General features: G+C 50.8%; 26 protein-coding genes and 1 pseudogene. 18 read left to right on the top strand and 9 right to left on the bottom strand.

Annotated elements, in window-relative coordinates; translation table 11 throughout:
- Positions 1-109: 109 nt before the first annotated feature.
- From arsA to MM194_RS05865, 4 genes are all read right to left on the bottom strand, one after another.
- Positions 110-1,876: an arsenical pump-driving ATPase gene (gene arsA / locus MM194_RS05850; protein ID WP_241343007.1), complete on the bottom strand. Its 1,767-nt coding sequence runs from the start codon at positions 1,874-1,876 to the stop codon at positions 110-112.
- Between the two features lie 60 nt (positions 1,877-1,936).
- The gene (gene arsD / locus MM194_RS05855) at positions 1,937-2,305 is read right to left on the bottom strand and encodes an arsenite efflux transporter metallochaperone ArsD (RefSeq protein WP_241343008.1); all 369 of its coding nucleotides are present in this window, start codon (positions 2,303-2,305) and stop codon (positions 1,937-1,939) included.
- Between the two features lie 4 nt (positions 2,306-2,309).
- Positions 2,310-2,678, bottom strand: a complete 369-nt coding sequence (locus MM194_RS05860; protein ID WP_033131108.1) for a helix-turn-helix domain-containing protein — start codon at positions 2,676-2,678, stop codon at positions 2,310-2,312.
- Between the two features lie 99 nt (positions 2,679-2,777).
- Positions 2,778-3,089 carry a metalloregulator ArsR/SmtB family transcription factor gene (locus tag MM194_RS05865; RefSeq protein WP_033131092.1) on the bottom strand — a complete coding sequence of 104 codons (312 nt, stop codon included), beginning with the start codon at positions 3,087-3,089 and terminating at the stop codon, positions 2,778-2,780.
- Between the two features lie 114 nt (positions 3,090-3,203).
- On the opposite strand from MM194_RS05865, the gene MM194_RS05870 reads away from it, so the two are divergent.
- The 7 genes and pseudogenes from MM194_RS05870 (at position 3,204) to MM194_RS05900 (ending at position 8,433) form a co-directional block, all read left to right on the top strand.
- Positions 3,204-4,280 (top strand): permease, encoded by a 1,077-nt coding sequence (locus MM194_RS05870; protein ID WP_241343009.1) that lies wholly within the window; start codon positions 3,204-3,206, stop codon positions 4,278-4,280.
- A 648-nt stretch (positions 4,281-4,928) separates the two neighbouring features.
- Entirely contained in the window at positions 4,929-5,603 is a 675-nt protein-coding gene (locus MM194_RS05875; protein ID WP_241343010.1) for a hypothetical protein, read from the top strand.
- Between the two features lie 16 nt (positions 5,604-5,619).
- The gene (locus MM194_RS05880) at positions 5,620-6,057 is read left to right on the top strand and encodes a DUF488 domain-containing protein (protein WP_241343011.1); all 438 of its coding nucleotides are present in this window, start codon (positions 5,620-5,622) and stop codon (positions 6,055-6,057) included.
- Entirely contained in the window at positions 6,054-6,644 is a 591-nt protein-coding gene (locus MM194_RS05885; RefSeq protein ID WP_241343012.1) for a DUF4326 domain-containing protein, read from the top strand. Before MM194_RS05880 ends, MM194_RS05885 begins: the two co-directional genes overlap by 4 nt.
- Before the next feature lie 261 nt (positions 6,645-6,905).
- Positions 6,906-7,190: pseudogene (locus MM194_RS22020) on the top strand (type VI secretion system PAAR protein); the annotation flags it as partial.
- 251 nt (positions 7,191-7,441) lie between these two features.
- Complete coding sequence (locus MM194_RS05895) at positions 7,442-8,068, top strand: hypothetical protein (protein WP_241343014.1); 627 nt, start codon at positions 7,442-7,444, stop codon at positions 8,066-8,068.
- Complete coding sequence (locus tag MM194_RS05900) at positions 8,065-8,433, top strand: hypothetical protein (protein WP_241343015.1); 369 nt, start codon at positions 8,065-8,067, stop codon at positions 8,431-8,433. Before MM194_RS05895 ends, MM194_RS05900 begins: the two co-directional genes overlap by 4 nt.
- A gap of 111 nt (positions 8,434-8,544) precedes the next feature.
- Here the strand turns inward: MM194_RS05900 and MM194_RS05905 are convergent, their stop codons facing one another.
- Together MM194_RS05905 and MM194_RS05910 are read right to left on the bottom strand one after the other, a co-directional pair.
- Entirely contained in the window at positions 8,545-9,105 is a 561-nt protein-coding gene (locus MM194_RS05905; protein ID WP_241343016.1) for a hypothetical protein, read from the bottom strand.
- A gap of 119 nt (positions 9,106-9,224) precedes the next feature.
- Complete coding sequence (locus MM194_RS05910; protein ID WP_241343017.1) at positions 9,225-9,854, bottom strand: LexA family transcriptional regulator; 630 nt, start codon at positions 9,852-9,854, stop codon at positions 9,225-9,227.
- A 107-nt stretch (positions 9,855-9,961) separates the two neighbouring features.
- Between MM194_RS05910 and MM194_RS05915 the strand changes: the two genes are divergently transcribed.
- Genes MM194_RS05915 through MM194_RS05925 form a run of 3 tightly spaced genes read left to right on the top strand, consistent with a single transcriptional unit; the run spans position 9,962 to position 11,093 of the window.
- The gene (locus tag MM194_RS05915) at positions 9,962-10,234 is read left to right on the top strand and encodes a helix-turn-helix domain-containing protein (protein ID WP_241343018.1); all 273 of its coding nucleotides are present in this window, start codon (positions 9,962-9,964) and stop codon (positions 10,232-10,234) included.
- Positions 10,235-10,277: 43 nt separating this feature from the next.
- Positions 10,278-10,505: a hypothetical protein gene (locus tag MM194_RS05920; protein WP_241343019.1), complete on the top strand. Its 228-nt coding sequence runs from the start codon at positions 10,278-10,280 to the stop codon at positions 10,503-10,505.
- Positions 10,506-10,547: 42 nt separating this feature from the next.
- Positions 10,548-11,093: a hypothetical protein gene (locus tag MM194_RS05925; RefSeq protein ID WP_241343020.1), complete on the top strand. Its 546-nt coding sequence runs from the start codon at positions 10,548-10,550 to the stop codon at positions 11,091-11,093.
- A 138-nt stretch (positions 11,094-11,231) separates the two neighbouring features.
- On the opposite strand, the gene MM194_RS05930 is transcribed toward MM194_RS05925, so the two are convergent.
- Positions 11,232-11,696 carry a hypothetical protein gene (locus tag MM194_RS05930; protein WP_241343021.1) on the bottom strand — a complete coding sequence of 155 codons (465 nt, stop codon included), beginning with the start codon at positions 11,694-11,696 and terminating at the stop codon, positions 11,232-11,234.
- Positions 11,697-11,805: 109 nt separating this feature from the next.
- The gene (locus MM194_RS05935; protein WP_241343022.1) at positions 11,806-12,387 is read right to left on the bottom strand and encodes a recombinase family protein; all 582 of its coding nucleotides are present in this window, start codon (positions 12,385-12,387) and stop codon (positions 11,806-11,808) included.
- Positions 12,388-12,674: 287 nt separating this feature from the next.
- Between MM194_RS05935 and MM194_RS05940 the strand changes: the two genes are divergently transcribed.
- Positions 12,675-13,331, top strand: coding sequence for a hypothetical protein (locus MM194_RS05940; protein ID WP_052448195.1), 657 nt, complete (start codon positions 12,675-12,677; stop codon positions 13,329-13,331).
- A gap of 502 nt (positions 13,332-13,833) precedes the next feature.
- Positions 13,834-15,378, top strand: a complete 1,545-nt coding sequence (locus MM194_RS05945; RefSeq protein ID WP_241343023.1) for a hypothetical protein — start codon at positions 13,834-13,836, stop codon at positions 15,376-15,378.
- A gap of 642 nt (positions 15,379-16,020) precedes the next feature.
- On the opposite strand, the gene MM194_RS05950 is transcribed toward MM194_RS05945, so the two are convergent.
- Positions 16,021-17,766, bottom strand: a complete 1,746-nt coding sequence (locus MM194_RS05950) for a recombinase family protein (protein ID WP_241343024.1) — start codon at positions 17,764-17,766, stop codon at positions 16,021-16,023.
- Positions 17,767-17,809: 43 nt separating this feature from the next.
- Here MM194_RS05950 and rimO point away from each other — a divergent pair, with 43 nt between their 5' ends.
- The 6 genes from rimO to MM194_RS05980 all read left to right on the top strand — a co-directional run bounded on the left by rimO (position 17,810) and on the right by MM194_RS05980 (position 25,431).
- Positions 17,810-19,120: a 30S ribosomal protein S12 methylthiotransferase RimO gene (gene rimO / locus MM194_RS05955; RefSeq protein ID WP_241343025.1), complete on the top strand. Its 1,311-nt coding sequence runs from the start codon at positions 17,810-17,812 to the stop codon at positions 19,118-19,120.
- A 588-nt stretch (positions 19,121-19,708) separates the two neighbouring features.
- Positions 19,709-21,391, top strand: a complete 1,683-nt coding sequence (locus tag MM194_RS05960) for an ABC transporter substrate-binding protein (RefSeq protein ID WP_033131089.1) — start codon at positions 19,709-19,711, stop codon at positions 21,389-21,391.
- A 117-nt stretch (positions 21,392-21,508) separates the two neighbouring features.
- Positions 21,509-22,492 carry an ABC transporter permease gene (locus MM194_RS05965; protein ID WP_033131088.1) on the top strand — a complete coding sequence of 328 codons (984 nt, stop codon included), beginning with the start codon at positions 21,509-21,511 and terminating at the stop codon, positions 22,490-22,492.
- A gap of 1 nt (position 22,493) precedes the next feature.
- Positions 22,494-23,408 carry an ABC transporter permease gene (locus MM194_RS05970; protein ID WP_033131087.1) on the top strand — a complete coding sequence of 305 codons (915 nt, stop codon included), beginning with the start codon at positions 22,494-22,496 and terminating at the stop codon, positions 23,406-23,408.
- Positions 23,405-24,427, top strand: a complete 1,023-nt coding sequence (locus MM194_RS05975) for an ABC transporter ATP-binding protein (RefSeq protein WP_033131086.1) — start codon at positions 23,405-23,407, stop codon at positions 24,425-24,427. Before MM194_RS05970 ends, MM194_RS05975 begins: the two co-directional genes overlap by 4 nt.
- A gap of 11 nt (positions 24,428-24,438) precedes the next feature.
- Positions 24,439-25,431, top strand: a complete 993-nt coding sequence (locus tag MM194_RS05980; RefSeq protein ID WP_241343026.1) for an ABC transporter ATP-binding protein — start codon at positions 24,439-24,441, stop codon at positions 25,429-25,431.
- Positions 25,432-25,494: the final 63 nt, after the last annotated feature.

Genomic DNA, 25,494 nt, shown 5'->3' on the forward strand with positions numbered 1-25,494 from the left:
CCGCATCTTCTATTTGTTCAAAACAAGGTTCAAAAAAGGTTAAAAACACGGGTTTATAACAAGTTGACGGCATATTCAAGCCGCCCCGGCAGCAGGCTGGGGCAGCGATTCAATGGTGCTGACAGAGGCGGCGCAGGGCGTCCGGCCCCACCGGCTCTTCGGCCAGCAGCGGCACCACGGCATGGCGGCTGGCGTGCAACTGTTCGACCGCCTCGATATGGGGCAACTGGCGCTCGGCCCGCAGTTGCAGCAAAGGCGAGCTGACCGCCTCCTGCTGCAAACTGTGGTTGATGAGCCAGCCCCAGGGCTCGATACCGGCGCGGCGCAGATCGGCCTGCAGGTTGGCCGCCTCCTGCACCGGCGTGGGCTCGGGCAGGGTGACGATCAGCACCTTGGTCTGTTTGGGGTCCTGCAGTTGCATCATGGGGGTGGTGAAGTGCAGCCCCTTGTTTCCCATCTGGCGGGCAATCTCCCTGTGGTAGGCGCCGGTGGCATCGAGCAGCAGCAGGGTGTGGCCTGTGGGAGCGGTATCCATCACCACGAAGCGCTTGCCCGCCTCGCGGATGATGCGCGAGAAAGCCTGAAACACGGCGATCTCCTCGGTACAGGGGGAGCGCAGATCCTCCTCCAGCAGCGCCCGCCCCTGCTCATCCAGCGCCGCCCCCTTGGTCGCCAGCACCTGGGCGCGGTAACGCTCGGTCTCGGCGTGGGGGTCAATGCGGCTCACCTCGAGATGAGGCAGGCTACCTGCCAGCGTCTCGCTCAGGTGAGCGGCGGGATCCGAGGTGGTGAGATGCACCGGCAGGCCGCGACTGGCCAGCTCCACCGCCACGGCGGCCGCCAAGGTGGTCTTGCCCACCCCGCCCTTGCCCATCAGCATGATGAGGCCGTGGCCATCGGCGGCCAGCTGGTCCACCAGCGTCCCCAGATCGGGTTGGGTCACACTGTCGTGGGGCTGGGCAACGGATACCTGACTCCCTTTGGATGCACAGGGTTGCAGCAACTGACGCAGGCTCTCAACGCCCACCAGATTGGTGGCAAGCAGCGGGATCTGATCCTGCGCCAGGGCCCTGAGGGCCAGCGGCATGGTAGAGAGGGCCTGCTGCTCACGCTGCCAGAGGGCCAGAGCCAGAGCGTCACCGGCGATGGCACCCTCGGGGAAGAGGCCATTGATGACAAGCTGCTGATTCATGAGCCCGATGGCGGCCAGCTCCTCGTGGGTGCGGGCCACTTCGCGCAGGGTGGAACTTTGGGCGCGAGCCACCAGCACCAACCGGGTGTGGGCAGCATCGGCCAGCGCGGCGACCGCCTCGGCGTACTGGCTGCGCTGCTTCTCCAGCCCCGCCAGCGGTCCAAGGCAGGAGGCATCCCCCTTGCCCTGCTCCAGAAACTCGCTCCAGGCCCCCGGCAGTTGCAGCAGGCGTATGGTGTGGCCGGTGGGCGCCGTATCGAACACGATATGGTCATACTCGGCCAGCAGCGCCGGATCGGTCAGCAGGGCGGTGAACTCGTCAAAGGCGGCAATCTCGGTGGTGCAGGCGCCGGAGAGTTGCTCCTCTATGCTGCGCACCACGATCTCGGGCAACTTGCCGCGCACAGGCCCGACGATCCGCTCCCGATAAGCCCTGGCAGCCGCGGGGGGATCTATCTCCAGCGCCGACAACCCCGGCACAGCCGCGATGGCGGTGATGTGATTGCCGATGGTTGTGGCAAACACCTGCCCCACGTTGGAGGCGGGATCCGTGCTCACCAGCAACACCCGCTTGCCGGCATCGCACAGTGCCACGGCACTGGCGCAGGCCAGCGAGGTCTTGCCCACCCCGCCCTTGCCGGTGAAGAAGAGAAAGGGGGGCGGATCGGTCAGAAACTGAAACATGACGAACTCCTGTCGACAGAGTGGCGAGCCCGGCTGGGCAATCTGGGTTGACGCAGGGGATCAGCAGCAACCGCTGCCGGAGCAGCAATCACCCTTGACGATCCCCTTGATGGCCGCTTGCGGCGCGGGCAGACCCGCATAGCGGGCCAGCTCGCTGCGGATCGGATAGCGGCCGGTCAGCACTACCTGCCCTTCCACCAGCACCAGCGGCAGCCCCTCCTCCCCTGCGTGGGTCAGAAAGACGCTGACGGCCGGCGTCTCGGCAAACTGCATCGGCTGCTGCGCCAGATTGAAGCGCTCGATGACAACCCCCTGCTCCTTGGCCCAGGCCACATCGGCGGCGAAGGTGACCAGCGCCTGCTCGACCTGGGTACCGCAGACACCGCTGGAGCAGCAGAGAGCGGGATCAAAAATCTGAATGGCTGACATGGCATTACTCCTTGTTGCAGCAGGGCTGCGCAGGCAGAACATCGGGGGAACAGCCGGACTCGGCGCGCATCATGCCGCACGCCTCGGGATGGCCGGCGCAGCACTCCTCTGTGAGATAACCGATCAGGCCCAGCATCAGGGGAATGTTGGCGCGGTAGCGCAAAAAGCGCCCCTCCTGCGCCACCGACAGCAGCCCGGCATTGAGCATGGCCTTGAGGTGAAACGACAGGGTGTTGGGGGCGATGTCGAGCTCGCTTGACAGCTCCCCTGCCACCCGCCCCTCCAGCCCCGCCTTCACCAGCAGACGCCACACATCCAGCCGAATGCCGGAAGAGAGCGATTCGAAGACCCTGGTGGCTGTCTCTTTGTTCATGCCGTTCATGTTCATCCCCTTGCAACACTCATGACTTCAACTATACAAGAACTATTGAAATGATCAAGATCACTCCTCCGCAGGAGCCGCTGTCCGCGATCAGGCGTGCGGCGTCGCCGGATGAGCACCATTGACGCAGCACTCTTCCTGCAGGAACTGGATGATCCCCTCCAGCACCCCGTATTGCGAGACGCAGTAGAGGGTACGGCTCTCCCGCATCTGCACCACCAACCCCACCGACACCAGCGCCGCGACATGGTGGCTCAGGGTCGAGGCCGGGATCCCAAGCTGCTTTTGCAACTCGCCCACCGGTAATCCCTGCTCACCCGCCTTGACCAGGTGCTTGAAGATAAACAGGCGGGTGGGATGACCCAGCTCCTTCAACGCCTTGGCAACCTCTTCCAACTGCATCACGCATCACTCCGGTTCGACAGATATTTCGACAATACCAGAAATATCTTGATCACCTCCATGTTTCGAATATTTTAGAAATATAGTTTTAATGACGAGAAGAGGAAAATTGCGATGAACGATTGGTTTGCCATGCTGACGCAGTCCGCCTGGATGTTTCTGTTGCTGGCCGTCGAGCTGTCCGTGCTGTTCCTGGTGATCAGTGCTGGTGTCAGCCTGATACGCCAGAGGCTCCCCGACGAGAAGATCCAGGCCATGCTGGGGGCACGAAGAGGCAGGGGCTATGTGATTTCGGCGGCGCTGGGGGCGCTGACCCCTTTCTGCAGTTGCTCGACCATCCCCATGTTGCGCGGACTCTTGTCAGCCAAAGCCGGTTTTGGGCCAACCCTGACCTTCTTGTTTGTCTCGCCGCTGCTCAATCCGATCATCGTCGGTCTGATGTGGGCCACCTTCGGTTGGCAGGTGACGCTGCAGTATGCCGTCATCGCAGCCGGTGTCTCTGTGCTCGCGAGCATGCTGCTGGACAACCTGGGGTTCGAACGCCATGTCATAGACCCCAAATATGCCAAGCAAGGGGGCTGTGCCACGAATGGCGGCGCCTCAACCCCTGAGTCAGCCGGTATGAAGGCCGCCGCTTGCGGTGCGAGCAGCCCCATCAAGTCACTCAAACCGGTCAACGCGGCACCATACTGCTGCGCCCCGCGACCAGAGGCAGCCGCGAGCATCTCCTGCTGCGCCGACGGCACTGCGGCCCTGACTCAGGCGCCGGTGATCCCCACGGCATTCGCCAAGGCGCGCTCCGATGCCTGGCAGCAATTCAAAGAGGTTCTGCCCTACTTGCTGCTGGGGGTGCTGATAGGGTCATTTATCTACGGCTTCATCCCTGCCGGGTGGATAGCCGCCCATGCCGGGGCCGACAATCCCCTGGCCATTCCGTTCAGTGCGGTCGTGGGCATTCCACTCTATATCCGGGCCGAGGCGGTGATCCCTCTTGCGTCGGTATTACTGGACAAAGGCATGGCCATCGGCGCCGTCATGTCCCTCATCATTGGCAGTGCTGGCGCCAGCCTGACCGAGGTGATCCTGCTCAAGTCGATGTTCCGAACCCCCATGATCCTGGCATTTCTGACCGTGATCCTGAGCATGGCCATGCTGATGGGATGCCTCACTCAGTGGTTACTCCCTTTCTGAGGCGTGCCATTCCTGAACAAGCGGGGCCTATGGCCCCGCTTTCTGCCGGTGGATATCCCCAGCCCTGCTCTCCCAGGTTGACTGATGCCAGTCTGGCGTCGCCATGGATCACTCCATCGGATCGCAGTGCCCCCGTGGCCATGCCAGCCCCTGCACCTGTCGCCGCCATCAGCCCTGAGGCCCTTGCCCGCCGTCCCGCGCGCCCGGCAGGCAAAAGCGGCCCCTTCATATTCCCGCCCCCGATGAGTGGCCGGATCCTCTCACTCGACCGCCAGCACGCCGACCACCACAAAGATTGTTCCGCTCCGTTTCACCGGCTGTATAGTTTTTGGTTAGCCATTCCGGTAAAATCCGCGCCCTTATAAGAGAGCCACCTAAGAGTGATTGAGCGATGTCCAACATAAAACAGGCCCCCAAAGTAGGATTCGTCTCCTTGGGTTGCCCAAAAAACAATAAAAGTTACTAAAGACACATATCAGCTCCTACTTACCCACCTCCTAAATGAGCTACGAAACTCAGTTCGTAAGGTCGCGTTTTTGTTAAATCACTGCATTCACCACACCTATATACAACATAGCACCTTGATGTTATTGACAATCGAATACAATATCCTTATAAAAATATCGACCTTATGTAGAGAAACATATCATGCCATCAATAACATTTGTAATACTCGCAAAGTCGGTTAAACATAAAAAATTTTGTATTGCAGGCAAGATTTATCGTAATAGTGAAGTTGGTAACTGGGTTCGCCCTGTCAATCCAACAGCGGACACTGATGCATTAACTCACTCGCATATAGAATATCCTAATAAGCAACGCCCAGAATTACTTCATATAACCACCTTTAATTACATTCAAAGAGTCCCTCATCCAATCCAGAGGGAAAACTATTCGATAGATACATCATTTTATTGGGATAAAACTGGGGTATTTAACAAAGAAAATATCAACGAGCTTTTAGATAACCCACAGACCATATGGTCTAACGGCACATCCAGTTATAGCGGAAAAAATGATAGATTCCCTATAAATTCAGTCACTCATCCTATTCAATCCCTTTATTTTATATATGTTCAAAATTTGAGCGTAAGAGTTAAAGCTGAAGGTGCTAATTTTGGGGATGATTTAAAAAAATTCAGAGGTTTGTTTTCATATAATGGATATGAATATAAAATATTAATAACTGACCCTCAGATTTACTCTGACTATGGTCGGCATCCAGAAGGCATCTATGACATAGGTGCATGTTATATTACTTTAAGTACAGCCCCTCACAACGATGGATTTTGTTACAAATTTATCGCAGCAATTATTAGCTAATTTAATAGGCCGTATCATGAAAATTTTTTCAATTGGATTTACTGAAAAGTCAGCAGAAAAATTCTTTAACCTAATCAAATCACAGCCGATAAAAAAGCTTGTTGATGTGCGTTTAAACAACGTTTCTCAACTTGCTGGTTTCGCCAAAAAGAACGACCTGAAGTATTTCCTTAAAGAAATTTGCAATGTTGATTACATTCATTCCCCTGATTTAGCACCAACTAAAGAAATATTAGACCCATACAAAAAAGGAAATATTTCCTGGGAGACTTATGAGGATAAATTTTTAAACCTAATGGCAAAAAGAAACATAGAGCGAATTGATAGAACATTGATCGAAGATGGATGCCTCTTATGTAGTGAGCACAAACCCCATCACTGCCACCGTCGTCTTGTGATAGAATACTTAAACAAGCACTGGGACACTGACTTTGAGGTTAAGCATTTGCTATGATGAGAGTTCTGATAATGTATCATCCTGACTTTGCATCTAAGGGCAAGTTTGAGCGTAAACTTGCTCGAATTTTTTCGAATGCCAAGGATTATCAGATTCTGTACTTTGAAGATAGCCGAAATTTCATCAAAAATCATTTCCAGCCTGATGTCTTAGCAAAGCTAGATCACGATATACTTACTGATCCTTTTTCTGTTGAACCAACACACGCCATAATCTTTGATTCAGCGAATAAACCTGAATTTGTTACCCCTTACGAAGTCCTATCTTCAAAAATACCAGTTCGTTATATAAAAGATAGGATTACATCTGTTTCCAATAAGGACAAGGGAGAACATTTTGACACATATATTGGTCGCGGAACTTTATGGGGTAACCCCTACGCGATTGGTCATGATGGTGATCGTGATGAAGTAATTAGAAAGTTTCAATATGATTTCGATCGTGAATTTCTCAAAGGTGGTGTCGAATTTAAAGAGAAGCTAATCGCTCTGAGAGGGCATACACTGGGATGTCATTGCAAGCCTTATGCTTGCCATGGTGATGTTCTTGCTAAGTACTTAAACGAAATCGATGACGGGGAATAGATTTAGTATCTATAAGATAGCCTACTATTGAAAATCTATTAGTTAGCTCAGCTTATTCCCCTAAAGTAAATGTGCCAAATAGATTTCCACATATGCATAAAATATTCAGCTTGAAATTTATAGATGACCATATCAACTCTGTATTTTAACTAAAAATGAGTGACACGGTATGGCGTTGATCAGCTCCCGTTAATGGTCTCAAACGGTACGGTGTGGTAGGGTATCTGTCATTTACCACACTATGCACAAGGAATTGTAGTTTTGAGCAAAAAAGCAGCCAAGATCGGAGACATTGGCACAGACCATGATGGCTTTCACCCTACAGCCATCACCGCAGGATCGCCCGATGTGTTCATAGATGGGATCCCCGCTGCCCGCGTAGGCGATCCCCTCGCCCCTCATGACAAGCCAAATAACCCCCCTCATCCCCGTTCCATCGCTTCCGGTTCTTCTACTGTATTCGTCAACGGCAAGCCTCTGGCTATCACTGGTGGGGCAGTTGATTGCGGTGGGGTGATCATTGGTTCAGGGACGGTGATAGTGGGAGACATGGCCCCATCAGGGCAATCAAGCTTCATTCCACGAGTAACTCCGTGGTTTGATACCCATGTTCGTCTACTTGGTTCTACTGGTGAGCCTCTAGCAGATTTCAAATTCACCTATACCGACGATGCAGGAAAAACACACAGTGCCATGACTGGGCCTGATGGGGTAGCTACTGGTCTCGCCAAGTCACAGAAGCCTCAAAAGATCACAGTAGAAGGCAGCAGTAAAAGTTGGCTCGCAAAGGGAAAATGATGAACAACGTACTAACTACACCACTTGAAAATCTTTTTATCACCGATATTCGCCTGGATACTGATAGAGATTTCTTGATTCCATTGATTTTTACCTCATATCGTATCGCAGTGCGTGGGCAGTTTGGACTCTATTATCTTGGACATGCCGGTGTTCTACTCGTAAATGGTGCAACAGGCCAAACACGATACTATGAATATGGCCGTTACCCCGACCCAAAAGCATTCGAACCAGGTATTGTGCGAGGTAGCATTAAGCAACCAGTTAAGCTTGATAGCGGGATGATTGTTGAGAGTAGTTTTAAATCAACACTACATGAGATATCACAAAGCCATGGTCAATCTAGTAACATCGCAGGTGTAGTAATGCGAGGTTATTTCTACGAAAAATCCATAGATTGGATTAATAAAAAGAGACGCGAAAACCATAGCCCAACCAAAGAGGGGTATGGGCTTTTCCAAAATAACTGTATGACGTTCGTTATTGATCTTGCAGAACATTTAGGACTTGATACCTATTGGCGTCCACCGATTGTCGTCCCGACGTTATATGCAGAGCAGTTCCAGCTTCAATATACTGATTTGGACTACGACTTTAAGAATGATATATTAGAGGTATCAGAATGAATGGATTCTTAACTATATTGAAAAAGCTATACCATGTTTGTGCATTCCTATGCGTGCTTGGCGTAGCTATGATTTTTATTTTTTCTGTAGATATCCCTGTATATGATGATGAATCTTATACAGATGGAAATGGTATTACATGGATAAAAGATAAAGGTGTGCCCCATGGATATCAGGTTGTGGAATCAAAGTCAGGAACATACAACTTGAAGATTTACGAGCTAGATGAGAGCAAGAAATCTGTTGTTGTAGCAGAGAAAAATTTTAATATTGACTTGCCTTTAGACTCATCATTAAAAGCGAATAATTTCTCTTTGTATGATGGGCGGCAAGTAATTTTAAATGTTCCAATAAATTTGAAATAATAGAAATTGAATTAAAAGCTCCGCCAGTACGGGGCTTTAATTCATGGGCATCATCTATGTAAAACACTTCATATATAGAAAATTAAAATAATTTCCCAGCAAGCTGGTTTACTACGGCGAAGAGTAAATAAATGCTATCACCAAAGCGATGAGTGATACTACCAATGAAGTTAATGGGATGTATATTCCTGAGGTGTATTTAAATTTATTATCATTATCTAAATATCTATAGTAAAAGGACTTTGCTTTCAATACGATAATTCTAAGACGCAAAAAAATGTTTTTTTCAAATAAAACGCTCGTATACATATGATAAAGACATAAGCTATCCATCAATGAATTGAGTTTTTTGTCACTTATTTTCTCCCCATGAGCATCATGGTAAACAATTATCACTTTATGATCGGCACCACTTTGTTTTGATTTTGCTGGATGTATAAAGACTGTATCGAAACCAACATCAGAGTGAGAAATTACTAATGTAGCCCCAGTCTCATAGTCAATAGTAATACATTCATTTTCATGGTAATACACCCAAGTCGGTTGAAGGAAAATCCTTACCGCAATTGAATCATTACCTTCAATATATGGCTTTGTTTTTACTTGGCCATCATAAATAGAAATTAAAAAATCTTTTGCGTTTATATTTTCAGCTATCTTAGTCAAACGCATGATCAAATCAGCTTTATGATGACGCCAGTTAACGTAACTTATAAGGCATCTAAGTCTATTTTTAGTCACTGAATGGGTGAAGTAACTCTGTATTTTTGTCATTAACAATTCTACTAATATCAACCTAAAATATTTAAAATAGAAATCACTGTCCCTAAGACTTCGAAGCCACATAGCGACTCATCCGTAATAGTCACTGCATTATATTGCTTGTTATCACTGATCAAGCTGTACCCTTCAGAAACTATCTGCACTCTCTTGTATAAGTAGCTCCCTGCCTTACGCATAACAACTACTTTACTATCCCTGAGCTCTTTCTGGCCCTGGTCTATGACTAGAACACTCCCCACGCCAAACGTAGGCTCCATCACATCACTGTCCACTTGCAGAGCAGCAAGACGGCCAGCTTTCTCCTGGATAGATAGGAAGGCTTCATAATCCAAAAAAAGGAATCCATCTTTATTCAAAAAAGGAATTTTTAGTACTCTGTCGTTCTCGACCTCTCGATCTAGAGCCAGAGTCAATCCCCTAAACTCTTCCCCTGTAGCCAGCCATTCCACTGAGACATTCCCAGCTCTAGCAAGCGAGACAAGGTTCTCTAGAGTTGGGCTAGAAACGCCCTGCAAGTAGTTGTGGACGGTACTGTACCCAATCCCGGCCCTCTTGGCGAAGTCGCGGCCAGAGCCTGCCGGAACGATGGATTTTAGCCTCTCGCTGAATTGCAAAATGCTCTCTTTCTTATCAGTCATAGCGTCACCTATCACCACAACAAAAGGAACAGGAGATCCTTATTATGGTTTGACATGTTCCATATAGTGATCAATCATGTACCTAATATAAGTAACGAGTGGTCATTATGAGTATTCATAATCCTGAAGAATCGCAGAAAAAGGAGCTGGATGCCAGTACAAAGAACTGGCACAGAGCAGACATACTGGCAGCCATTAAGAAGAAGGGAGGAACACTAGCCCAGCTATCTAGGACAAATGGCTTACATGAAAGGACGTTGTATAACGCTCTTGAACGGCACTGGCCTAAAGGTGAACAGATTATTGCTGACCATATTGGCGTTTCAGCCCATGTTATTTGGCCTGAAAGATATGCTCTATTAAGTAGCGGAGACGAATAACTCCTTGTTTTTTAATTTCAATAGTAATGGAACTATAGATATCATGAAAAAAATAATTCAGGTGTTGGTATATGGTCTATGGGGATTAATCGCATTGCTCTTTGGACTAAGTGCTTATAATGAAATCTACGAGCCAGGAATAGGTTTCTGGTCTGGCACTCTGACAGCGATATCTGCGACCTTGATGATATTGGTTGCTTTGTTGGCCTTGTCATGGGCAGCTCTTTCTATTGATAAGATTAAAAACAGGCTATTGCCAAAACCAAAGTAAAAACTCGTAAACAACTACACAGTCCCTTGTTTATTAATTATCTTGGTAAGTATTTCGAATACACTGAGATCTTCTGCAAGTGCAATCCAGGGTAAAGAGCTTGGTTTCCTATCTGAAGCAGAGTTTTCTAATGCGAAGAGAAATAAAATCTTTGATAAAGACGAATACTCAACGTATTTGATAGAAAAAAAAGCAAAAGATAAGGCTGATGAAGAAAGAAGAGCCGCTGATGAAGCGAGAGTTTCAGCCGAAAATGCAGTTAAGGAAGAACTGTTAGCGAAAAAAGAACAGGAAGAAAAAGCACAATGTCTTGAGGACGCATATTGCTATTATAAAAATAATAAAAATAGTGAATATGCTTGTATTGAAGCAATTCCAAAGATTGCCAAATATAAATTCGAATGGACAGACAGTTGGTCTGAAAGTAAATTTGATAGAACAGGCTGGTATGATAAATCTAAACGTATCGTTAGAATATCAGGTGATAAAGCGACAGCTCAAAATGGGTTTGGAGCTACTAAAAATATAACCTATTATTGTATATTCAATGCTGATACCGGTGAGATAATTGATCTTGGATTTTTATAAACTTTAAATTAAAAGGCTTTCGTTTTACGAAGGCCTTTATTTATTTGAGACAAGCTGGATGAATAATTACTATTATGTTCATCTATTTTCAATATTATAACTTTCCTGATTATGTATCTACAAAACTATGCCACTAAGCTAATTTTTCTTGCTTTTAAGAATATTGAATATTTTACTTACTCCAGCCTTTGAGTCGAATGCAACTAATGATGTCTTTTGCGGAATTACTTCGCATGGCATATCCAAGCTATAAACAGGCTTAAAAATAATACGTTTATTTTCGAAGAAAGACTTCGTGCTATTTGATATAGCAACTGGAATTTCAGACATATTCTTTGAGTTCATCCAGCAGACTCTATGCCTACCATCAATAATAAATATTTCATTGTCTGTATTTACGCCAACAAGCGGCACATCAAACCAATGAAGTGGATCTCCATATGAAAACCAATCTAATTTTGGTTCATTGATACATTTAGACTTAATGCATTCAACCTGCTCAGCAGTATAATAATCGCTAAACCCGTCATTTACTATGCATGCGTTTATCAAAACAATTTCATACTCACGCTCTCGTTTATTAAATAAATTATATTTCATCATAAGATCACCACCTTTATTAATTTCAGAAAAACACTACATCTTAATATATCGTAGTGATAATATTTATGCCTTATGTGTACACGTCTAACATATTTCACAGTTCTTTGATTCACTCAGTACTCATCATTTCCTTTTTTACACGAAACACCGTCGCCCTACCGCAGTCGCACAGCTTCGCGATCTCATCCGGTGTGTTCTTCCCAGCCAAGAGCATTTCAGTGATTTTGCTGTGTAGTTCCTTGTTCTTCTGCTTGCCCTTGTACCGACCAGCATCTTTTGCAATGGCTATGCCTTCATTACGTCTTGATGCGATCATACCTCGCTCAAACTCTGCAACAGCACCCATCATGGTCAGGATCAAACGACTTTGCGGGGAATTGTCAAAGCTCATGCCGTTAGCCAGGAAGCGAACGACAATGCCTCGATCAACAAGGCTATCTATCATTTCGAGTAAGTCGCGGGTGTTACGTGCAAGACGGTCAATGGAATGAGCTACAAGGGTATCGCCTTCGCGGAGGTGTGAGAGCAGGTTAAGCAGCTCTGGTCTTTCACTGGTGGACTTTCCTGATTCCTTCTCAGAAATGATCTTATCGCAAACAGGTTCCAGTACCGCCAACTGGCGTTCAAGGCTCTGATCTTTTGTCGAGACTCTCGCGTACCCAAAAATCATTTCCTTACCCCTATCAACCATCAAGTATCGTTTAGATTGAACTAATGATACTGTATCATATAGATTGATTCAACATCTAAATGATACTAAGTGAGACTCGTCAGATCGGTATCATTGGGGAGTACTCAAAAGAGATTTTCCTCTAGTGTCTTTTTCAACCCGGATCGCACTCTATCGAATCAGTAATTGCCGTTTACTCAGGATGGTTGAGTTTGATGGGTTATCACGAAACGCTTTTCTGCTGTTGAGAGTTGGGATAGCCTTAAATCTGTGAATGCCCTGTTAAAAGTTGTTTTAGGTAGGCCCATATGCTCTTTAATCAGTTGCTTGCACGTTCTGCGGTATTGGAGGAGCGACTAGCTGACTTCTTTTCGTTACCGCTGGTAAATGATTCCTGTCGTCTACAGGCTACGAGGGCACTTGCTAGCCTTAGCTTTGAACATGCTCAAAGCTTGAAGTATCTAGTGGCAGCAGGCCTACATACATCTGCCGCAGCCCTACTTCGCGTGCAGTATGAGTCGCTGGTTCGTTCCCTTTGGGTGCTTTACGTTGCGACGGACAGCCAAGCTGAATTGATGCTTGCTGAGCTCACGCAGGATACTGCTAAGCAAGCCAACAAAATTCCGATGCTCAGCCAAATGCTAGAAGCAATCGAGGAGAAGGCACCACATGCACCAGTGGTTCATCTCAAGGAGTTCAAACATTACTCGTGGCGGCCTCTGAGCTCTTTTGTGCACGGTGGCATCCATGCAGTGAATCGTCATGGCAGAGGCTTCCCGCCGGAGCTGGTTCTGATGCAAATCCGACACTCGAATGGGCTGCTGGGGATTGCAGGTAATCTGCTTTTGATCCTGGCTGGCGTACCAGCAGAGGCCGGTAAAATGGCTGGCATATATGCTGAGTTTCAAGACTGCTTTCCCCCGGCCGATTCACCTTACCCGCGAACCACTGAGCCATCTTACTAATTAACATCTGAGGCGAGTGAATACCCCTGCGGAATGTCCGTTGGCACGTATACACCCAATAAGCTGAGGCTCGTGGGTAATCACGAAAAGATAAAATATATCTTGACATTTTTCGATAATGCCACATTAAATATTATTCCAGTGGCTCAGATGATTTTTGACTCGTGCAGATAAAAACAGGCTTATTTCTGTTCTGAGTATGAGATTCCTTCAATTTCCTCAAAGAACGATGACGGTACTGGGTTCTGATAATTTTCGGGTTTGAAGGCCAGTCAGCTAGGCTAAGAAAGTAACACTTGATACTTTTATAAAATAAAAATTGACATATTGAATTTCACCTCAATTTCTGAAAAAACAGCACCATTCGTGCTATAATAGATACATCCAAAATTATGCAGCCTCAGACTCTAGACGCCCCTGGCCCTAGGGCTTTTTTTTATGCATTTTATTTGGAAAATCGCCAGTAAACAACGAGTTACTGGGATATATAAAAAGGAAGTATATGAAAATAAAAACAATAATCTACCCTACTTTGATCGATCACAACCTACTGTTTCCAAAACTTCATAAGCTTAAGTTTGCCGCTTATGGTTGTGGAGCTGGCAAAACTACCGCCCTGATCGAAGAGATAAACAGCTCAATATCCGATCAATTCTTCATCTTGGCTTTCGGTACTAACAAGATGCAGGAGTATGTGGCATCACAGATCAATGGTTCTCTGGTGTGGGTCAGTGACAAGGACTCGAAGAACTACTGTTGTGACATTCTACAAGCAGTTCTGGACTACCTACGAACCCCCATAATCAGCCACAAAGCACTGATCATTAGCGATAAAATATTCTCCAAAATCGACCCTAAGCTACTGAAAAATTTCAAAATATATCTGGATGACGTTGTAACTTTCAGTTCTCATATCACTCTCAACGACGCCACACCAGCAGCAAAGCGACTAGTCCAAGATGAGTTGTTAAAGCTTGCCCCTTTCGACATGACCACCAGCAAGAAGGCAAAAAAAGCACAATCCACCGATCAGTACTGCATAGGAACAAAGCGTGATTTTTCAGGGGACATAACCACAACAGTGAGTAAAACTCTCGACATTATTCAGGATAATGACCAGTTCTTCATGGATTCGAGCTGGTTTTATGACAGTTCAAAGTCCCAATTGAACATCACTGCTTGGCGAGATTTGCAGAAGTATATAGATGCTGGTCTAGACATGACCTTCATTGGAGCCAACTTCACTAATTCCATGATTTATAAGGCTCATAGATGCTTGTTCAGGCAAGTTACGCTGCCCAACATACAGGAAAGATCTGTCCCTTTGGATGATCGCCTAGAAATCTTCTACTTTCTGGAGCACACACGGGCATCAGCAACTTGGAAGAATGACAGTGGCGAATGTTTAACTAAAATTTATGACTATTTAGGCGGAAATATTGGTACTAATTACTACTATACCCATAACAACTCTGACGACAAACGTAAGAACACTCGCGGGAAGGCATATGAACTCCCAGGACAAAAAATCAGTGTAGAAGCCCGTGGCTTGAACGATTTCAGGGCGTACGAGACTTGTGTTTGGCTTGCGACGCTCAAACCAAGCCCCAGCGAGGCTACTCACATAGAGCATTTATTCGGCATTACCTACAGCGAGTTCATTAGCTCTAGAGAACACGAGGCTATGCACCAATTCATACTGAGGGGGTGTAGTAGGGATTACAGCTCTGCCCAAACTCAACGAGTCTATGTTCTCGACCGCGAGCAGGCAGAGGCACTAGGGACAAACATCCAGCACATTGATCTACAACTTCAATCTGATTCCTCAGAGAAGAAACCTGTCGGTGCACCTGTGAAGCAGTTCAAGCTGGACGCCGCCGCTTCTGAACGCTGCAGAAGGAGGCTCCAAAAGAATCCAACCCTAGGAGAGTTCAGGGAGTGGATGTTCAAGGGAGCCAATGCTAGCTGTACTGACTGGGAACGAGAGATCTTCATGGAGAGGTACGAGAAGCACCAGTCTACAGCCGGACTGAGGAAGGCTGCCTAATGGATTAAAGGAAAAGTGGGATTTAATACCTTATATATTATAGGGAGTTATTCCCACCTTTCAGTTCTGATCAATCAAAAGGCGATGAAGAACGCCGCTACCGCTTGCGGTAAGGAGTTCTTCCCATGTAGTCATGAGAAACGAGTGCAGCGAGTTCGATTGACTACTGTCGAATGTCTGTAGCAGTACGTTTTTAATACAGAAATTCTACAGGTACCTACTTATACATATGTACACCAGTAGTCACTCGTGGACTCGTGACTACGTGGGAAAAGCCGTAACTGCAAGCAGTAACGGCTTTTCATTCTCTTCTAGTTAATGCATAACTCATTGTTTTTTTTAAATAAAAATCAACTGATTAGTTAGATCCAAAAATGCCTTTGGTGTTGTTAGTTCTACTGCATACGACGAATGGGCGATCAAGCCCATCGGAGGCCCAGGATCTTACATAATGGCTTCAACTAGGAAGGCTCCATGGAGTGCATACTCTACGGCCAAGAAGATCGCTCGCACAGAAGGATCCAAAAGGATTCTTTTATGTGTTAATTTACTTCGCCAACTTCATCCATATATTCATATGAACCCATTCGTAATTCATATTTCTATTGGTTTTTGCATCAAAATTAATGATATTTATATGTCCTATCTGTTAGGCCAAAATGCAGAACCATTTATTTCAGGATACCCAACTGTAGAAAGTAATCCCATTACTGTTTTGAAGTATTCTTGATCGGCGATTTGAATTTCTTTTCCTGTATTAATAATGGATTTCATTTTTGCATGGTTAAGTAAATCATCATCAATACTAACCAAATAACTTTCACCATCAACATAATGCTCTGTGTAGAATTTCCACTGGGGTTTCATTGTGTCCCCAGTAAACGTATAAGCAATATCTGAACCAATACATTTAACTTTGATACTTAAACAACCATCTGCCTTATCCATAAATACAGTTTCAATTATGGAACTTATACTAGAACGAATCTTGTTTCTTGATTCATCAGTAATGTCATTGAAGGTATCCCAGCGGACCAGTTCAATGAAGTCGATCATAGTATCCTCAAATGAACCTTTACCTTCCATGAGAATTTTCTTATCACTTAAGTTTGATATCTGTTTGATCAACCCATCTCTTTCCCTACCCAGTTCAATTAATCTTTCTGAAAGCTCCGAAATATTACCAACACCATTTTCAACCAAAGCCATTAGATTCTTTATTTTATTGGAACTTGCCTCTAAAAGGCTCTGCTTAGATTCTATTAAACTTTCAATGTCAGATACATTTTGTGATATATCCCTAGAGGAATCTAAGTATTCCATAAGCAAACATATGATTATACATTGTTCAACAAGTGGAGCAGCTACTGACCATGCAGTACAGCCCTTTTGTGTGTGCTTACCGTTGACACATATGTATCTTGGTTTTCCTTTGTTGAGATAGCCATGCATAGTCCCCTTGCACTTAGCACAACGTAGGATACTCAAGCCTGACATCAACTTTATGTTGTCTTTGTTTGGATCCCTTTTGGACTTATGTCCATTTTGTACCCTTAACTCTTGAAGTTTTAAGAATTCACTTTCACTTTTACATAGTGCTGGATAGTAATTGTGAAGCACATAAGGTATGTTTTTAACCTTTAGTGTTCGTTCACCGATCAAGGCTCGGTTTTCTCTCATACGCTTGATTACTTGATAGTCCCATTCTTTCCCATTCAGTTCATTTGGGTACTTAGTATCAAGATAGTTCTTAACCTTGTAGATCCCATGTCCTTCTAAAAACATGTCCAAAGCTTCGCGGGCAATGCCCCAATACTTTGGATGGGGTTTAATTGCCTCGTACTGGGAACCGCTATCATCAACCCAAAAAGGGTGTTTTCCTGCACTTTTGATGTTTACAGGTTCACCCTTTCTCTGGCGTTCGATCAGTGCTTCTATGTTCCCGATGGTGCGGGCCTGTTTGGTTTTACTCTCTTCATTCGCTCGGCTGAACAGCAGGATGCTAAGCATTAAGTCTGTGGGGTTCTGGTTGACGGACTCATTTGTATATATCCGTTTATCCATACCTGTGACGATGGTTAAGCCAAGCCGAAGCAACTTCAAAAACAGTTCTTGGGCGGTGGTCACATCCTGCCTTGTGAGACGATCAAGGTTCTCAACGTAGAGCCAGCTATCAGAAGGGATCGCCTTGGCTTCAACAGCCGCGATGAAGTCCCCTAACTTGCCATCAGTGGCGTTCTTACCTTTGAAAGCACTCACCCCAGCCTCTACAAGCTCTAAGCCTTGCTGTATGGCAAATTCCTTAGCTCCTGCCATCTGCCGTTGCAGAGTTGTGCCCAATTCTTGGCGATCTGATGACCACCGTATGTAGCTGTACATTTGTGTCATGTTGTATACTCTGCGACCTTCAGCAATGTGATAGTACAAAAAAATGCCTAAGATTGGTTTTTTATCATTGGGTTGCCCCAAAAACCTGGTCGATTCCGAGCGCATCCTGACCCAGCTGCGTACCGAAGGGTACGACGTGGTGCCCAGCTATGACGATGCGGAGCTGGTGGTGGTCAACACCTGCGGTTTCATCGACAGCGCGGTACAGGAGTCTCTGGAAGCCATCGGCGAGGCCCTCGCCGAGAACGGCAAGGTGATAGTCACCGGTTGCCTCGGCGCCAAAGTAGATCAGATCCGCGAGATCCACCCCAAGGTGCTCGAGATCACCGGTCCCCACGCCTACGAAGAGGTGCTCGGTCACGTCCACAAATACGTGGCCAAGCCGACCCACAACCCCTTCACCAGCCTAGTGCCGGCCCACGGTGTCAAACTGACCCCACGTCACTACGCCTATCTCAAAATTTCCGAAGGCTGCAACCACCGCTGCACCTTCTGTATCATCCCCTCCATGCGCGGGGATCTGGTGAGCCGCCCCATCGGTGAAGTGCTGGCCGAGGCCAAACGCCTGAAAGAGGCCGGCGTGAAGGAACTCCTGGTGATCTCCCAGGACACCTCCGCCTACGGCGTGGACGTCAAGCACCGCACCGGTTTCTACGACGGCATGCCGGTCAAGACCAGCATGGTGGCCCTGTGTGAAGAGCTGGCCAAGCTCGACATCTGGGTGCGCCTGCACTACGTCTACCCCTACCCGCACGTGGACGACGTCATCCCGCTGATGCGCGATGGCAAGGTACTGCCCTACCTCGACATCCCGCTGCAACACGCCAGTCCGCGCATCCTGAAGCTGATGAAGCGCCCCGGCACCGTCGAGCGCACCCTGGAGCGCATCCAGAAGTGGCGCGAGATCTGCCCCGAGATCACCCTGCGGTCCACCTTCATCGTCGGCTTCCCCGGCGAGACCGAAGAAGAGTTCCAGATGCTGCTGGACTTCATCGACAAGGCGGAGCTGGACCGGGTCGGCTGCTTCAAATACAGCCCGGTTGATGGCGCCAAGGCCAACGAGCTGCCGGATCCGGTACCGGAAGATATCCAGGAAGAGCGCTTCGTGCGCTTCATGGAGCTGCAACAGCAGGTCTCCATCCGCAAGCTGGCCCGCAAGGTCGGCCAGGAGATGACGGTGCTGATCGACGGCGTGGACGAAGAGGGCGCCACCGGCCGCTCCTTCGCCGATGCCCCCGAGATCGACGGCCTGGTCTACTTGAACGGCGAGACCGGCCTCAAGCCCGGCGACCTGGTCAAGGTGCGCATCGATGAAGCGGACGAATACGATCTGTGGGCCAGCCTGGTAGGCTAAGCCCTGCCACAACCCGGCTGCCGGCCATGCCGGTGCCCACGAGAAGCCAGTCGGCACACGCCGACTGGCTTTTTTTATGGCTGTTATTTCTGACGCCAGAAGCAAGCGACAGGAGCATGGCGCCGGCAGGATCTTGGGCCCGGCCAGCAGCGGCTGCGCCCTTTTCCTCCCATGTCGGCACAAGCTTCGCCTCAGTGAGCCCGATCACATCCTCGGTCGAATACCTGCTTCTTGTTTCAAGTACAAAAAAAAGCCAGCTACCAGGATAAAAATCGAGCACGATCCAGTTCACAGTATCGTCTTGGAACTGTCATAAAGGGTGACTTGGTGTTTCCTGAGAATTAATGCAACTATATAATTTTAAAGGTTTAAAAAAACAAATTGACGAGAATGACGAGACGGCGTGCGTTTTTACGATATCGACGAAATGAACAGTTGTTGTTTTCCTGTTAATTCTGCTTTTCTAGTGGCGTTGGACGACACAACTACAAGGGTGCAAAACCTGACCAACATAGAGGGCCGACATCCAAGCATGCGATCTCGGCGCTCCATTCCAAAGATGGAAGACCCAATAAGAAAGGAAAACATATGCTTGCCAAAGTATCCAAAATCGCTACCTCAGTCATGCTGGGAACCCTGATGCTCGGTGCCGCCGGTACCGCCATGGCCGCCGAGAACAAAACGGTGCTGACCCTGGTCGCACAGCAGGAAACCGCATGGGTCAAGAACTTCAACCCCTTCCTGCAGGCCGGTCTGCTGCACACTACCCGTCACTTCATCTATGAACCGCTGGTGATCTTCAACGATATGCAGGGTGGCAAACCCGTCTATCGTCTGGCCACCAACTACGCCTTCAGCGATGATCTGAAATCCGTCACCTTCGATCTCCGTGACGGGGTCAAGTGGTCCGATGGTGAAGCCTTCACCGCCGACGACGTCATCTTCTCCTTCAATCTGGTCAAGGCCAACAAGGCGCTGGATGAGCGCTCCATCTGGACTCAGATCAAGAACGTCGAGAAGCTGGGTGATCACAAGATCAAGTTCGACCTGACCGAGGTCAACACCAACGTGGTGAACGACATCGTACTGGTGCCCATCGTGCCCGAGCACCAGTGGAAATCGGTCAAGGATCCGGTGGCCTTCACCAACGACAAGCCGGTCGGTACCGGTCCCTTCACCGAAGTGGACAACTTCTCCGCTCAGCTTTACACCCAGTGCCGCAACCCGCACTACTGGGACAACGCCAGCCTCGCCATCGACTGCATCCGCATGCCGCAGATGGCCACCAACGACCAGGTTCTGGCCGCGGTGATGAAGGGTGATGTGGACTGGTTCGGCTCCTTCGTACCGGACATCGAGCGCCTCTACGTCGGCAACGATCCGAAGAACAACAAGTACTGGTTCCCCGCCTCCGGCACAGTGGCATTCAACGTCAACTTCCAGACCAAGAACCCGGGCAACCACGAAGCCTTCAACGACATCAACTTCCGCCGCGCCTTCTCCATGGCGATGGATCGCCAGTCCATGGTGGACATCGCGGGCTACGGCTACCCGACCGTCAACGAATACCCGTCGGGTCTGGGCAAGGCGTTCGCCTCCTGGGACAACCCGGATGTCGAGAAGAAATACGGCCAGTTCAACAAGTTCGACCTGGAAGGTGCCAAGGCACTGCTGAAACAGGCCGGCTACAAGGACTGTGACGGCGACAAGTTCCTCGACACCCCGAGCTGCAAGAAGATCGAGTTCAAGGTACTGGTACCGAATGGCTGGACCGACTGGGTCAACACAGTCCAGATCGGGGTCGAAGGCCTGCAGGCACTGGGCCTGAACGCCAAGACCTCCACTCCGGAAGCCACCGTCTGGACCGAGAACCTGATCACCGGTGACTTCGACGTCGCCCTGCAGGGCTACTTTGCCGGTGCCAACCCGCACAAGTACTTCGAGACCGCCTTCCACTCCCGCAACATGGGTGAGCGCGGTAACCGCTTCGCGGCGCCTCGCTACAAGGATCCGGCTCTGGACAAGCTGATCGATGACTTCACCCAGACCGCCGATGCGGCCAAGCAGAAAGAGATCATGTTTGCCATCCAGGAGCGGGTCGGGGCCAACCAGACCATCATCCCGGTGTTCAACAACCCGACCTGGTACGAATACAGCACCAAGCGCTTCAATGGCTGGTTCAGTGCCGACAACCCGGTCGCCAAGCCGCAACTGCACCCGGACACCCCGGAGCGTCTGCTGCACGTGTTGTCACTCAAGCCAAACAGCTAACCACCTCGGCCCCCTGCGGGGGGCCCTTTTCCCCGCCATGTCTTCCATCCCCCGTATCGCACGGGGTTGGGGGAGCTTTGCCCGGCGCGGGGCAGGCTTGCAGTAAAAGGGTTTACCATGGGATTTATATTAAGACGTTTCTCCTTCTATCTGGTCGCCTTCCTGGTGGCCGCCACCATCAACTTCCTGTTGCCAAGAGCCATGCCAGGGGATCCCGTCTCCGTCATGTTTGCCCGAGCCGGCGCCATGATGGAACCTGCCGCCCTGGAAGCCCTCAAAGCCACCTTCGGCTTCGTTGACGGCCCTATCGGCACCCAGTTTCTCACCTATGTGAAGAGCGTCTTCACCTGGGATCTCGGCACCTCGGTGCGTTATTACCCGCAACCGGTCGCCGATGTGCTCGGCCGTGCCATCGGCTGGACCCTGTTCCTGGTGGGCACCTCCACCATCATCAGCTTCTCCATCGGTTCCATCGTCGGCATCTTCGCCGCCTGGTACCGGGGTGGCCGCATGGACAGCATCCTCTCGCCGCTCACCCTGGTGATGCAGGCCATACCGCCGGTGGTGGTCTCCCTGCTCGCCCTCTTTCTGTTCGGGGTCAGCCTCGGCTGGTTGCCCATCGGCTACGCCTACAGCCCGGAGATCAAGGCCGATTTCGGCTGGGAACACATCAAGAGCATCATGCTGCACGCCATCATGCCGGTCGGCACCCTGGCGCTGGTGCAGGTGGGGGGATTCCTCATCACCATGCGCAACAACATGATCAACTTGCTGGGGGAGGACTACATCACCATGGCCAAGGCCAAGGGGCTCTCCAACAACAGGGTGATCTTCAACTACGGCGCCCGCAACGCCGTGCTGCCCAGCGTCACCGCCCTCTCCATGGCGCTCGGTTTCGTCATCGGTGGCTCCCTCATCACCGAGGTCATCTTCAACTACCCGGGGCTGGGGCTGACGCTCTATCAGGGCATCCTGGCGCGCGACTACCCGCTGATCCAGGGGCAACTGCTCATCATGACCATCACCATGCTCAGTTTTAACTTCCTGGCCGACATGCTCTACGTCTTCCTGGATCCCCGTCTGCGTACAGGAGGCAAATAAGATGCGTATGCCGACTATCTTGAAAATTTTGCTGGGCAACAAGAAGGCAGCCTTCGGTCTCGCCATCGTGGTCACCTTCGTGCTGATGGCCCTGTTTGCCCCGCTGCTCGCCAGCAATGAGCCCACCAAGCGGGTCGCCCGCCCGCACCAGCCCCCCAGCGTGGAGCTGGTGATGGGATCCAGCCGCATGGGCCACGATCTCTGGTCCCAGTTCACCCACGGCGCCCGCATCTCCCTGATGGTGGGATTCGGGGCCGGGCTGCTGGTCTGCGCCCTGGCCATCGGCATCGGTATCACCGCCGGTTATTTCGGTGGCGTGGTGGACGAGTGCCTCACCTTCCTGATGAACGTGGTGCTGGTGATCCCGAACCTCCCCTTGCTACTGGTGCTGGCCAGCTTTATCGGGGAGGCGTCACCGACGGTGATCGCCCTCATCATAGGCTTCACCTCCTGGGCCTACGGCGCCCGGGTGATCCGGGCCCAGACCCTGGCCCTGCGCGAGAAAGAGTTCGTCATCGCCGCCGAGGTGCTGGGGGAGCCAGCCTGGCGCATCATCCTGGTGGAGATACTGCCCAACCTCATCTCCATCATCGGCGTGAGCTTCATCGGCTCCATCATCTACGCCATCGTCACCGAGGCGACCCTGGAGTTCCTGGGGCTCGGCGATCCGACCGTGGTCAGCTGGGGCATCATGCTCTACAACGCCCAGACCTCGAGCGCCATCCTGGTGGGCGCCTGGTGGGAGATCCTGGCCCCCTGCTTCGCCATCGCCACCCTGGGCGCCGGCCTCGCCATGCTCAACTTCGCCATCGACGAGATAGCCAACCCGCAGCTGCGCTCCCACAAGGGATTACGTCGCTGGAAGCAGCTCGCCGCCCCCGTCCCGGTAACCGTCGCTCAGGAGAAGACAGCATGACCTCGCAACAACCCCTGCTGTCGGTGCGCCAGCTCTGCGTCGACTACATCACAGAGAGCGGCGACGTGCGCGCCGTCAACTCGGTCAGCTTTGACATCATGCCGGGTGAGGTCTTCGGCCTCGCCGGCGAATCCGGCTGCGGCAAGTCCACGGTTGCCTTCTCGGTGGCCCGGCTGCACAAGCCGCCCGCCTACATCAGCGGTGGCGAGATCCTGTTCAAGGGGGAGAACATACTGCACTTCGACGACGAGCGGCTGCGCAGCTACCGCTGGCGTCAGGCGAGCGTGGTGTTCCAGTCCGCCATGAACGCACTCAACCCCGTGCTGCGCATGGAAGAGCAGTTCTGCGACGTGCTGATCGCCCACAACCCGGGGCTGACCCGTTACGAGGCGATCAAGCGTGCCCAGGAGCTGCTGGAAATCGTCGACATTCACCCGAGCCGGCTGCGGGATTACCCGCACCAGTTCTCCGGCGGCATGCGCCAGCGGTTGGTGATCGCCATCGCCATGGCCCTCAACCCCGAGCTGCTGATCATGGACGAGCCGACCACGGCGCTGGACGTGGTGGTGCAGCGGGAGATCCTGCAGAAGGTCTATGCGCTCAAGGAGAAGTTCAACTTCTCCATCCTCTTCATCACCCATGACCTGTCGCTCATGGTCGAGTTCTGCGATCGCATCGGCATCATGTACGCCGGCGAACTGGTGGAAGTGGCGCCGTCCAAGTCGATCCTGACCGCGCCCCTGCACCCCTACACCAAGGGGCTCGGCAACTCCTTCCCACCCCTGCACGGCCCGAAAACCGTGCTGGAGGGGATCCCCGGCACCCCGCTCAACCTGCTGGAAGTACCGGTCGGCTGCCGCTTCCAGGCCCGCTGCTCCAAGGTGCACGCGCGCTGCCGCCAGGAATACACCGCCCTCGCCGAGATCCGGCCTGGGCAACAGACCGCCTGTCATCTCTACGAGGTGGCGGAGCAACAACCGGATCTCCCGATCTATCTGGACAAGGCCGCTGGCTGTTAAGGATGTCTGTCATGCAAATCGCCCAAACCGATGCGCCCATCATCGAGGTCCAGCATCTCTACAAGGACTTCCCCGTCAACTCCAATGCCATCAAGAGTGGCAAGATGCGGGCCCTGTCCGACATCACCTTCAACCTGCACCGGGGCCGCGCCCTGGCGGTGGTGGGGGAATCCGGCTCCGGCAAGAGCACCATCGCCAAGATCATCGCCAAGATGTACAAGCTCTCCAACGGTCGCATCCTCTATCGCGGCCGGGATCTGGAGGAGTTCAACAAGGGCACGGCCTTGCTTGACTACCGCCAGAGCGTGCAGATGGTGTGGCAAGACCCGTTCGGTTCGCTCAACCCGACCCACACCATCTACCACCACATCGCCCGCCCCCTGCTGCTGCACAGCAAGGTGCTCGACAAGAAAGACTTGCCGGAGATGGTCTACAACCTGCTGGAGAAGGTGGGGCTGACCCCGGCCAAGGCGACGGCGGCCAAGTACCCGCACCAGCTCTCCGGCGGCCAGCGCCAGCGGGTCAACATCGCCCGCAACCTGGCGGTGGAGGCCGAGGTGGTGCTGGCGGACGAGCCCACCTCCATGCTCGACGTCTCCATTCGCATCGGCATCCTCAACCTGATGGAGCAGATGAAGAACGAGCTCGGCGTCTCCATGCTCTACATCACCCACGACATCGCCACCGCCCGCTACGTGGCGGAAGATCTCGCGGTCATGTACGTGGGCCACATGGTGGAGTGGGGCGAGGTGGACGAGATCCTGCATCACCCCCAGCACCCCTACACCCAGTTGCTCATCTCGGCGGTGCCGGATCCCGAAAAAAGCATCCACGCCGAGCTGGAGGGGGGCCGCAAGGGAGAGATACCGCTGTGGACGCCGGAGTCCCGCGGCTGCCCCTTCGCCGGCCGTTGCCACCAGGCCATGGCCCGCTGCAAGGAGAGCCTGCCGCCGGTGACCAAGCTCGCCGACAACCACTTCGTGCGCTGCTACCTGCACGAATAAGCAAGGCGGCATCGCCGCCCACGCACATCCATGCGGGCCTTAGCGCCAGGCCCGCCAACCGTC

Origin of the sequence: Aeromonas sp. MR16 (assembly GCF_022549315.1) — a bacterium.
GTDB classification, from domain to species: domain Bacteria; phylum Pseudomonadota; class Gammaproteobacteria; order Enterobacterales; family Aeromonadaceae; genus Aeromonas; species Aeromonas aquatica.